Origin of the sequence: Gloeocapsopsis sp. IPPAS B-1203 (assembly GCF_002749975.1) — a bacterium.
Lineage (GTDB): Bacteria > Cyanobacteriota > Cyanobacteriia > Cyanobacteriales > Chroococcidiopsidaceae > Gloeocapsopsis.
Genome location: NZ_PEIG01000007.1, coordinates 277,232 through 287,242 on the forward strand (window position 1 = coordinate 277,232; position 10,011 = coordinate 287,242).

Below are 10,011 nucleotides of genomic sequence, written 5' to 3' on the forward strand. Positions count from 1 at the left end.
CTACTCACCTTTGCTTGCGCCAGTGGGGATTAATAAATTCACTCAAGCCTTCACCTAACAAGGATAATCCGACAACAAGTAATGTTAATGCCATTCCTGGAAAAAATGCTGTCCACCAAATGCCAGTAGGTAGTGCTTGTAAAGCTTGGCGTAAATCGTGTCCCCATTCAGGAACTCTTGGCGGTAAGCCTTGTCCCAGAAACCCTAAACTTCCTAGCGTTAAAATTGCATCAGCAGCATTTAGAGTAAACAACACCGGAACACTCTGAATCACATTTAAAAATAGATATCGCGAAATTACTCGCCAAGTTGATGCTCCCATAGCTTGAGCAGCTTCGACAAATAATTCAGTTTTGACACTGACAGTATGGTTGCGCACAACACGATAATACTGCGGTATGTAGGAAATGCTAATTGCGATCGCTGCATTGAATATTCCTCTTCCTACAACAAACGCCAGTGTAATAGATAGTAGCAATCCAGGAAGAGTATAAATTGTATCCATTAAAAACAGCAAAGTGCGATCCAAGCTACCACCTAAATACCCGCTTACAAGCCCCAATGGCACACCAATAATCAAACTCAACATCGTAGCAAGAACAACAACTTGCAACGCTACCTGTGTACCATACAGCGTTCGCGAAAAAACATCGTAACCTTCCCGATTTGTGCCAAACCAGTATTCTGCTGAAGGTGGTACGTGACTGGGGTTATTCAACGATTCTAGTGGGCTTTGAATCCATCCCCAAGCTTGAAACACTGGAGCAAAGATAGCAAGCAGTACAAAAATCAGGGTCATCATAAACCCAATGCGCATCAGTTGTCGCGAGACGCTCAAATTACTAGAAGATTTTAACCTTAGGGGAAGTGGGTGTTTCGTTACAGCCATCGATGATTGCACTATGAGCAGGATCTGCTGACCATTTTTACAGAATTGTCTCCGTTTTTGACAAGAGCAATTGGAAATCGCACCTCTAAAAACAAAGTCCGCCTACGCGGACTTAAATTCATGATTTTGACGAACACAATTACAAATTGGCTTCAATCAACTGGCGGTATTGACTCTTTTGTTTGATACCTTTAACTTCCATTAAGAGTTCTTGATTTTTGAACAATTGAATAGTTGGTGTTCCAGACACTCCGGCAGTTTCTGCAATATCGCGCTCTTTGTCGATATCAATTTCTACAAAGTGAATTTTGCCATCAAACTCGTCTACTACTTTATTGAGAATTGGTTTTAATGTGTGACAAGGACCGCAGCCAGGGGCGACATACTTAACCATCATTAAGCGATCGCTTTCGTGGAACAACTTACGTAAAGCATAACCACCTTGATGACGTGTTGTACTCAAATTAAATTCGCCATTCTCCTCTGTCTTGACTGCTTCGTGAACTAGCTCATTATCTAAGTGTAAATTCTCTCCCTCTTGATGAAATTCTTGAATTAAACCATTAGAAGACAACCACCGTTCAGCTAACATTGCTGCCATACAACCTGAACCAGCCGCCGTAATTGCTTGACGATATTCATGATCTTGCACGTCACCTGCTGCAAACACACCTTCAACACTTGTTTCTGGCGAACCAGGCTTGGTGACAATATAGCCTACATCGTCGAGTTCAATTTGTCCTTGAAACAGTGATGTATTTGGTTTATGTCCAATCGCATAAAATAGCCCTTTGGCATGAATTTTGCCTTCTTCACCAGTTTGGGTATTGCGGACTTTTACGCCTTCCATATGCTTTTCGTTCCCAAACACATCTATTGGTTCGGTATTCCAATGCACTTGAATTTTGGGATTACTCAAAACGCGGTCTTGCATCGCTTTACTTGCCCGCATTGTGTCACTTCTGACCAGCATATGTACTTGCGAACCATACTTGGTAAGGTAAATTGATTCTTCAGCAGCAGAGTCTCCACCACCAACTACCGCAAGTTCAGCACCATGAAAAATCGGTGTTGCACCATCGCAGATTGCACACGCTGAAATTCCTCGACTCCAAAACTCACCTTCGCAAGGTAATCCTAAGCGCTTTGCTGTCGCACCAGTGGCTATGACTATACTATTCGTTTTAAACTCGCGTTCTTCTGAACGTACTGTAAACGGACGTTGACTTAGATCAACGTAGGTAACATCTTCTGTATATAACTCGGCTCCCCAGCGTTCAGCTTGCGCTTTCATCTGATCCATCAAATCAGGTCCTGTAATACCTTGGGGAAAGCCTGGGAAATTTTCTACTTCTGTCGTTGTCATGAGCTGTCCACCAGGCAAACCACCAACTTGAAAGCCTTCAAATACAATCGGTTTGAGGTTAGCTCGTGCAGCATAAATTGCAGCCGTATACCCAGCTGGACCCGAACCAATAATTACCAAGTTCTCTACTGTTGGATTTGTCATGGATACTTATATAAACTCATAATGACTACGTTTAAATTAGTATAACAAAAAGTTACATATAGGGCTAGCGACACCGTTGCGGATTTTAAATCGAGAGCAAAGTTAAAGAATATCTTGTAAATCCAAGACAAATCCTGGTAGCACGTCTTCACCAGATAAGCTGACAGGTGAGTTTAGTATTTCTACTGGCAGTCCTTGACATGGTACGTTGTGGCGAGGACACCTCGCCACCTTGTCGTGACGATAAATTTCCACACGCTGGTTTTTCGGGTCGATTAACCAGCCTAAGCGTACGCCGTTATCGCAGTATTCTTGCATTTTCGCTTGAGTAGTTGCTATGTCATCACTTGCAGACATCAATTCCACCGCAAAGTCAGGGGCTAAAGGTAAGAATCTATCAGGATCTGGGTTTAGAGCAGCAATTCTTGCTTGTTTTACCCACGCTGCATCGGGAGAACGAGTTGCTCCATTGGGGAGTTATGACGCCAGTCGAGGAATCAAAGGCTACTCCAGTACCGTCATTTTCTGCTTAATCTGATAAACGTTGGGTAAGTTTAGAATTTCGCTTACCAGTTCCCCAACCAGTTGGTAGCGACATCTCGATTTCCCCTGTAGCGGCGCGTTCTAATTTGAAGTCTGGATTTGCCTGACAAAGTTGATAAAACTGCTCATCTGTTAAATCAACAACCGAATGTAAATCTAGGGTAATAGCAGTCATTGTTGCTATCCAGCTTAACTAATCCATCTATAAATATTGTGTGCCACTTGAGGTACTGTACAGATGCGATCGCACTTCTGCCATACTCTTCATCAAGAGACTATTGCTAGAACACATAGTTTTTCAAACAAAAATACACCAAAATGCTAGCAATATGCTATGATTTTAGAAAGTTAAAAACTGCAAATATATGGCAAACCTAAGTTTACGGGATGTTCCAGAAGAACTTTATCAACGAATTAAAGAAATTGCAGATCAAGAACGTCGCTCGGTAAATCAGCAGATTATTGTACTCTTAGAGCAGTCATTACAACAAAAGCGATCGCGAAGTGAAGTATTAGCAAGTATCGCTCAACGAAACGCCACAATTGCCAAACGTGTTGGCATAACGCCTGATTCGGCACAAATGATTGCAGAAGATCGCCAGCGTTAATGCTATTAGTAATTGACAGCAGTGTTTTAGCGAAATGGTTGTTCCCAGAACCATTGCACTCACAAGCAAGAACTGTATGTCAAGATTGGGAATCCTCAAAAGTTGAATTGATTGCTCCTAATTTGATATTTGTTGAGGTTGGTAATATTATTTGGAAAAAGCAGCGTTTGGGCTTGATTACGCAAGAAGAAGCAACAAGTTCGATCTTTGACTTACTCGATTTAGAGATTCCAACTGTCGAGTCGCAAGTTATCTTAGCAGAGGCTTATAGTTTAGCAGAACGCTTGGATCGAACAGTCTATGATGCCTTATATCTTGCGTTAGCTCAAGTCAATAGTGCTAATATGATGACTGCTGATCTCCGCTTATATAATGCGGTTGCTTCAAAGTTAGATTTTGTGGAGTATTTGGCTAATTATCAAGGGTTAGCAGATAGAGAATGAGCAGTGATCGCGCGGAGCGCAGCACTATAAATGCGATCGCGTCTAGCGTGGGCAAAACCCAATCGCACTTTCAATTCAACAAAAGCAAAACTGCACGTTCGTTAACATCACAGTAATACAGGCGATCGCCCGCATTGCTTGTAACGCTAAAATCAATATGCTGTGTATGTGAATGTCTACACGTTAAAAATTTATGAGTATTCGTGAGCTACTTGATCAACAACGATCAGAAATTCTCCGCATTGCGGCTCAACATGGAGCGTACAATGTGAGGGTTTTTGGTTCAGTAGCACGAGGTGAAGCACGACCAGATAGTGACATTGATTTGTTAGTAGAACTAGAATCGAGCCGCAGTCTTTTAGATCGCGTGGCACTGATGCAAGACTTAGAAGATTTATTAGGCACGAAAGTGGAAGTTGCAACCGAAAAAGGACTACAAGCGAGTATCCGCGATCGCATTTTGTGCGAAGCATTGCCCTTGTGAAGAACGATCAGTTTTACTTAGCTGATATCATTCAACGGATTGAGCGCATTGAGACATATACTCAAGAGGGTAAGGATGTTTTTTTAGAGGCTCTTATTATTCAGGATGCGGTGATTCGTAATGTTGAAGTGATTGGAGAAGCTGTTAAAAGACTATCTCAAGAACTACGGCAAAGTCATCCTGAAGTTCCCTGGCGGCGGATAGCTATCTTTACAAGACGTCTTGATTCACGGATATTTGGGTGTCGATCTCAATGAGGTTTGGAACGTAGTAGAGCAAAATTTGCCTGATTTCAAAAGAAACTTAGTAACAATACTACAGAAATTAAGTGAAACTTAAGTATTAAAAGGACTTTATTTCGATTGCGTGTAGTGCAACATTTTTTATGCGATTGCGCGTAGCGCAGCACTAAAAGCGATCGCACTTTCAATTCATCAACAGCAAAATTGCACTTTTGTTAATCAGTAATGCAGGCGATCGCGCTATGGTTAAGGTTAAGTCATAACTTGGGAGTAATTTTAAACCACTAGCGAGCAATTACTTAGAGACGATTGATAATGAGTATTGAACAGACAGTTATAGAAAAGCTAAAACCCTTCCTGTAGAAAAACAGCAGGAAGTCCTTGATTTTGTTGAGTTTCTCCAAAGTAAAATACTTGAAAATTCTCATCAAGAGCGCGTACCAGTATCTGTGTTTACCCTTGCGCAGCAGTATATTGGCTGTGTGGAAGGAGCAGAAGATCTATCTACTAATAAGAAGTATATGGAAGGTTATGGTGCGTGATTATCGCGTTACGTGAGTCTTTGCATGAACCAGAAGCATGAGACAGCTGGTTTTAACTCCCAAGTTCAAACGCGCTTTTCGCAAGTTTGTCAAATGCAATACTGAGCTTCTTCTACTGAGTGGCATGGTAGCGATCGCTCGTTGTTATGTCAGATAAATTTAGCTACTGGTTTTTGTATTTTACAAAGGATTCCAAAATGCCAGTGATTTGAATATCCCAAAATCTCGGTAATTCAACGTCCAAACTGGACATTGATAGCGTTGGGCTAATAAGATAACTGACGCATCCTCTAGGCTACCTTGCCACTGCGGTAACGTTCGTATCATAGCAGAAATCTCGTGGAAATCGATTTGGTTGAGTGGTATGATATGTAGGCTCTCGTGCATTACAGTCAGAGTACTTTGAGCTATAGTTGGTGTTGCTCGGTAAAGCAGCCATTTGTATACTTCAAATATTACTGGCAGTGGTGTTAGCAATGTAGTTTGAGATTGGGAAAGTTGCTTAAATCCAGCTTGACAAACATCATGATCTCTATCATTAGCTGAAAAAAGTCCAATTAGTGGTCCTGCATCTAAAATTAATTGTTTGAGTGTTTGTTGCAACGTTATCTCTCGTTGGCGATTGCATCACGATCCTCAGCGTTGTCAGCTGCGTTGCATGAAGCATTTTGAACGATGCCTGCAAGACTTAAGAGTTTCGATACATCTTTTCGTGCTAGTTTGTCTTCTAGAGCCTCCTGTACCACACTCGACAAAGTTTCGTTTGGATGGTCTATGAGATACTTGTTGAGGCGCTCGGCTATATCATCAGGTAAATATATCGTTCGTTTCATCGCTATTCGTCTATGTCATACTTTTATCTTACCTTAATGTAGTAGTACTAAATGAGTCAATGGTTGCCAGCAGTGTAGGTGATTGCGCGTAGCGCAGCACTATAAATGTGATCGCGAAGCATGAGCAAAGCCCAATCGTACTTTCAATTACATCAATAGCACTTTCGTTAATTATCACAGCAATACAGGCGATCGCAACCCCAATTACCAATTACCAATTACCAAATTTAAAGTGATTGTAAAGTTTCCTGTTTCTTGTGGGCATATTAGTGAGTGAATGCTAAACAAGTCCACGCAGGAGAAGCCCACGATGCAGGTAGAGACTAAGGAATTGAGTGAAAAAATTCGGCAGCAGTTTGATACCGGACCATACCCCCGAATTGCGTTAGAGAAGTCACCAAAAAATGATGCGATCGCGCTGTATATTCATAGCTTAGTCAATGCATATTATTTACGCAATCAAAAAGTGATCAGTACCGAAGGTAAGCTGATTTTAGATGCTGGATGTGGTTCAGGGTATAAGTCACTGATTTTAGCTGAAGCAAACCCTGGTGCCAAGATTGTGGGTGTAGATATCTCTGCCAACTCGATTGAACTAGCGAAACAACGGTTGCAATATCACGGCTTTGACAATGCACAGTTTTATGTATGTAGGATTGAAGAATTACCGAGTTTAGGTTTGCAGTTTGACTATATTAACTGTGATGATGTGTTGTACTTGTTGAGTGAACCTGCGGTTGGATTGCAGGCGATGAAGTCGGTTCTTAAGCCTGATGGTATTATTCGTGCTAATTTACATAGTTCATTGCAACGCACCCACTACTACCGCGCTCAAGAAGTCTTCAAGATGATGGGGTTGATGGATGATAACCCACAAGACTTAGAGATTGACTTGGTGCGAGACACAATGAATGCATTGAAGGATCACGTCAAACTCAAATCTGTCACTTGGAAGCCTGAGTTGGAGACGGATAAAGAACGCATTCTCATGAACTACTTGTTCCAGGGAGATAAAGGCTATACGATTCCAGAGTTGTTTGCTGCGCTGAGAACTGCTGAACTTGAGTTTATCAGTATGATCAACTGGCGACAATGGAATTTGATGGATTTGTTTAAGGAGCCTAACAACTTACCAGCATTCTTAGCAATAAGCTTACCAGAAGCAACGGTAGAAGAACAACTAACTTTATTTGAATTGTTACATCCAATGCATCGCTTGATAGACTTTTGGTGTGGTCATCCTCAAGAAAGTAGTGAAGTTACATCAGTTGCAGAGTGGAGTTTATCTGATTGGCAAACTGCGCGAGTTTATTTAATCCCTCAGATAAAACAGCCAGAAGTCAAGCAAGAAGTTATTAAATGCATCAATCAACGTAAACCTTTTGATATCAATCGTTTTTTACCACTTTTTGAACACGCCATATCTATTGATAGTAGTGTTGCAGCTTGTTTGTTACCTTTGTGGGATAGTTCACAGTCAATCAAGGCGTTGGTAGAACGGTGGCAGAAAATCCACCCTTTGAATCCTGTTACTTTAGAACCAACCGCAGAAGAGGAAATTTTGCAATTGACAATCAGTGCATTGGCTAAATTGCATGAGCTTGGTTATGTCTATTTAGAATCTAACTTTGAGGTGGTCTAAATTAATGATTTGATGTGGATTATATGAAAAGCTCTGAGAGTGGGCAAGCTAGGTCTAGATGCTGGCAAAAGATTTTACCCACTATGTAGCTTAGAGTATCATGAAAACACAACTTACAGCTAAATTCCCATACCGGAAGACACTAAAACAAGAAGAGGGTTTTACGCTGATTGAAATGCTAGTGGTTGTGATTATCATTGGTATTCTTTCTGCTACTGCAATGCCATCTTTTCTAAATCAAGCGGCAAAAACTCGGCAATCGGAAGCTAAAAGTAGTACTGGTACTTTGAATCGTTCGCAACAAGCTTATTATTTAGAAAATCAAATATTTGCAGACGATGTAACTAAGTTAAGTGTAGGCATTGTCAATAGCGTCAATTATAACTACGAAGTAAGTAGCAATGATTTGATGAATCAAGTTGCTCATTTGGCAACTGCACAGCAAGCAGACTTGAAAAGTTATGCTGGTGGTGTGTTTAAATCGGCACATAACCAAACAACTCAGGTAATTTTGTGTGAGGCGAATAGTGCAGGAAACGCACCAATAAACGCGCCTACGAGTTCAAATACTTGTGCTAATGGTTCACAGCGATTGCAGTAAGTTTGTCTGTGGCGATCGCATTTCTCTTAATTACCATAGTATTACAACTTCTGTAGCATCATGCTACCGATTGCATGACTCAAGGCAAAACGTTATTAAGTGGAACATTACTATTAGTGATCGCTTTGCAGATTTTAGCAGCTAGTAGTTTGTATTGCTTCACAGCGAGTTACCTAAGCTTGTTGATCTTGAAGTTGACTGAGAAGCCGAGTTGCGATCATCTGAGAGTTTTTCAATTGCATGGCGAAGTAGTCCAATCAGGTTTCAATTGCCAAGTGGCGATAAAATCAATACAGCTATATTTGTAGGAAGCACTGCACTATGTGCGATCGCGCTCTTCGATTGAACAGCAAAAGCAACTGTGGGTAATCAATTAATATTTGGCTTGATGCAAAGTTGTCACTCTCAAAGCTGAGGAAATTCCTGCAAAAGATACAGATACTAGCCAAAAGTCACCTGATAGTTGAGTAGTCATATAAAGGCGTTCGCGTCTAGCGTGGGCAAAGCCCAATCGCACTTTCACATCAACAGCAAAATTGCACTTTCGTTAGATTATTAGATATGGGTTCATTGGTAGCTAGCTGCACTCAATCGCCGCGATCATCATAGCTAGGTCACAATAGAGTTATCTGTGATTTATGCTCAGCAATAAACGATATAATTAACTCAACTGTGCAACAGTCAACTTATGAATACTCTCGATCAAGTGTTGGAGACGGCTTCGCAGCTACCTAGAGAACAGCAAGAAATGCTGATCAACATTCTCCAAAATCGCCTTCATGAAAATCGCCGTATAGAAATAGCGATAGATGCACAACAAACCTTAACGGAGTTTCGCGCAGGCAAATTTCAACACCAGTCAGCCGAGGATATAATTATCGCGTTACGCGAGTCTTTGCATGAACCAGAAGCATGAGACAGCTGGTTTTAACTCCCTAAGTTCAAACGCGCTTTTCGCAAGTTTGTCAAACGTAATACTGATCTTCAGCAACGTATTGAAGATACTCTTGAGCAAATGGAAATTGATATATTTGCCCCAGCCCTAGGAACTCACAAACTGAGTGGCAAACTCGATGGTCTTCAATCTTGCTCGTGTGGTTATGATTGTCGTATTGTCTTCTCTATTGAACAAAACACGGAAATGAAGGTTGAAGTCATTGTTCTGCTGGACATCGGGACGCATGAGGAAGTTTATTAGTTGTATTGTGGCGGCAATCTAACTCGCTAACGAAGTTGATACTGAGCGATCGCCTTAAACTCATCCTATACAAGATAGATTGGAAGTAAATCTTGAAGGTGGTGGATGAATGAGCAACAGATGAAGATATTACATCAAAAAATTGACGCAGGAGTAAAAGATGCGATCGCGCTCTTTGATTGAACGTCATCGTCAATTAGGACAGTCAATTAGTATTTTGCAAGATGGCAAAATTGTCACTCTCAAAGCTGAGCAAATTCCTACAAAAGATACAAATACGACACCAGAATCATCTTTTCATAGTTGAGTATTATGCAAAGGCGTTCGCGTCTAGCGTGGGCAAAGCCCAATCGCACTTTTGTTAATTACTCTAATCGCACTTTCATCCTCTGACACACAAATACACTAGTGTGCTTGCAAGATTTTACTCAAATCTGGGCATATTAGCAATTGAAGTAAATTAGCAGTAGGACTTG

General features: G+C 41.1%; 13 protein-coding genes and 4 pseudogenes. 11 read left to right on the forward strand and 6 right to left on the reverse strand.

Translation table 11 applies throughout. From position 1 onward, the window contains the following. Positions 1–4: 4 nt before the first annotated feature. From CSQ79_RS14970 to CSQ79_RS14980, 3 genes and pseudogenes are all read right to left on the reverse strand, one after another. Entirely contained in the window at positions 5–889 is an 885-nt protein-coding gene (locus CSQ79_RS14970) for an ABC transporter permease (RefSeq protein ID WP_099701968.1), read from the reverse strand. Between the two features lie 139 nt (positions 890–1,028). Then, the gene (trxB, locus tag CSQ79_RS14975) at positions 1,029–2,399 is read right to left on the reverse strand and encodes a thioredoxin-disulfide reductase (protein WP_099701969.1); all 1,371 of its coding nucleotides are present in this window, start codon (positions 2,397–2,399) and stop codon (positions 1,029–1,031) included. A 102-nt stretch (positions 2,400–2,501) separates the two neighbouring features. Further along, positions 2,502–3,117 (reverse strand): annotated as a pseudogene (locus tag CSQ79_RS14980) (Uma2 family endonuclease). A 190-nt stretch (positions 3,118–3,307) separates the two neighbouring features. On the opposite strand from CSQ79_RS14980, the gene CSQ79_RS14985 reads away from it, so the two are divergent. The 6 genes and pseudogenes from CSQ79_RS14985 to CSQ79_RS15005 all read left to right on the forward strand — a co-directional run. Continuing rightward, positions 3,308–3,550 (forward strand): ribbon-helix-helix domain-containing protein, encoded by a 243-nt coding sequence (locus CSQ79_RS14985; protein WP_099701970.1) that lies wholly within the window; start codon positions 3,308–3,310, stop codon positions 3,548–3,550. Next, positions 3,550–3,993, forward strand: a complete 444-nt coding sequence (locus tag CSQ79_RS14990) for a type II toxin-antitoxin system VapC family toxin (protein WP_099701971.1) — start codon at positions 3,550–3,552, stop codon at positions 3,991–3,993. The genes CSQ79_RS14985 and CSQ79_RS14990 overlap by 1 nt, the downstream gene beginning before the upstream one ends. 193 nt (positions 3,994–4,186) lie before the next feature. After that, positions 4,187–4,477: a nucleotidyltransferase family protein gene (locus tag CSQ79_RS14995; protein ID WP_099701972.1), complete on the forward strand. Its 291-nt coding sequence runs from the start codon at positions 4,187–4,189 to the stop codon at positions 4,475–4,477. Beyond that, positions 4,474–4,734 carry a HepT-like ribonuclease domain-containing protein gene (locus CSQ79_RS15000; protein WP_289501149.1) on the forward strand — a complete coding sequence of 87 codons (261 nt, stop codon included), beginning with the start codon at positions 4,474–4,476 and terminating at the stop codon, positions 4,732–4,734. Before CSQ79_RS14995 ends, CSQ79_RS15000 begins: the two co-directional genes overlap by 4 nt. Next, positions 4,715–4,816 carry a ribonuclease HepT family protein gene (locus CSQ79_RS27845; protein WP_289501161.1) on the forward strand — a complete coding sequence of 34 codons (102 nt, stop codon included), beginning with the start codon at positions 4,715–4,717 and terminating at the stop codon, positions 4,814–4,816. The genes CSQ79_RS15000 and CSQ79_RS27845 overlap by 20 nt, the downstream gene beginning before the upstream one ends. A 283-nt stretch (positions 4,817–5,099) precedes the next feature. Continuing rightward, a pseudogene (locus CSQ79_RS15005) lies at positions 5,100–5,261 on the forward strand (DUF2281 domain-containing protein); the annotation flags it as partial. A gap of 180 nt (positions 5,262–5,441) precedes the next feature. Here the strand turns inward: CSQ79_RS15005 and CSQ79_RS15015 are convergent. Together CSQ79_RS15015 and CSQ79_RS15020 are read right to left on the reverse strand one after the other, a co-directional pair. After that, complete coding sequence (locus CSQ79_RS15015; protein WP_099701973.1) at positions 5,442–5,864, reverse strand: type II toxin-antitoxin system VapC family toxin; 423 nt, start codon at positions 5,862–5,864, stop codon at positions 5,442–5,444. Positions 5,865–5,866: 2 nt separating this feature from the next. Continuing rightward, positions 5,867–6,094: a hypothetical protein gene (locus tag CSQ79_RS15020; protein ID WP_099701974.1), complete on the reverse strand. Its 228-nt coding sequence runs from the start codon at positions 6,092–6,094 to the stop codon at positions 5,867–5,869. A 310-nt stretch (positions 6,095–6,404) separates the two neighbouring features. On the opposite strand from CSQ79_RS15020, the gene CSQ79_RS15025 reads away from it, so the two are divergent. Next, complete coding sequence (locus CSQ79_RS15025) at positions 6,405–7,736, forward strand: class I SAM-dependent methyltransferase (protein WP_099701975.1); 1,332 nt, start codon at positions 6,405–6,407, stop codon at positions 7,734–7,736. Positions 7,737–7,836: 100 nt separating this feature from the next. Further along, complete coding sequence (locus tag CSQ79_RS15030; RefSeq protein WP_099701976.1) at positions 7,837–8,337, forward strand: type IV pilin-like G/H family protein; 501 nt, start codon at positions 7,837–7,839, stop codon at positions 8,335–8,337. A gap of 373 nt (positions 8,338–8,710) precedes the next feature. Here the strand turns inward: CSQ79_RS15030 and CSQ79_RS27850 are convergent, their stop codons facing one another. Beyond that, positions 8,711–8,860, reverse strand: coding sequence for a hypothetical protein (locus tag CSQ79_RS27850; RefSeq protein ID WP_289501150.1), 150 nt, complete (start codon positions 8,858–8,860; stop codon positions 8,711–8,713). A gap of 165 nt (positions 8,861–9,025) precedes the next feature. Between CSQ79_RS27850 and CSQ79_RS15040 the strand changes: the two genes are divergently transcribed. The 3 genes and pseudogenes from CSQ79_RS15040 (at position 9,026) to CSQ79_RS15050 (ending at position 9,842) form a co-directional block, all read left to right on the forward strand. Next, positions 9,026–9,253: a hypothetical protein gene (locus CSQ79_RS15040; protein WP_099701978.1), complete on the forward strand. Its 228-nt coding sequence runs from the start codon at positions 9,026–9,028 to the stop codon at positions 9,251–9,253. Further along, positions 9,250–9,535, forward strand: a pseudogene (locus CSQ79_RS15045) (type II toxin-antitoxin system RelE/ParE family toxin). Before CSQ79_RS15040 ends, CSQ79_RS15045 begins: the two are co-directional and overlap by 4 nt. 105 nt (positions 9,536–9,640) lie before the next feature. Then, a pseudogene (locus tag CSQ79_RS15050) lies at positions 9,641–9,842 on the forward strand (hypothetical protein). Positions 9,843–10,011: the final 169 nt, after the last annotated feature.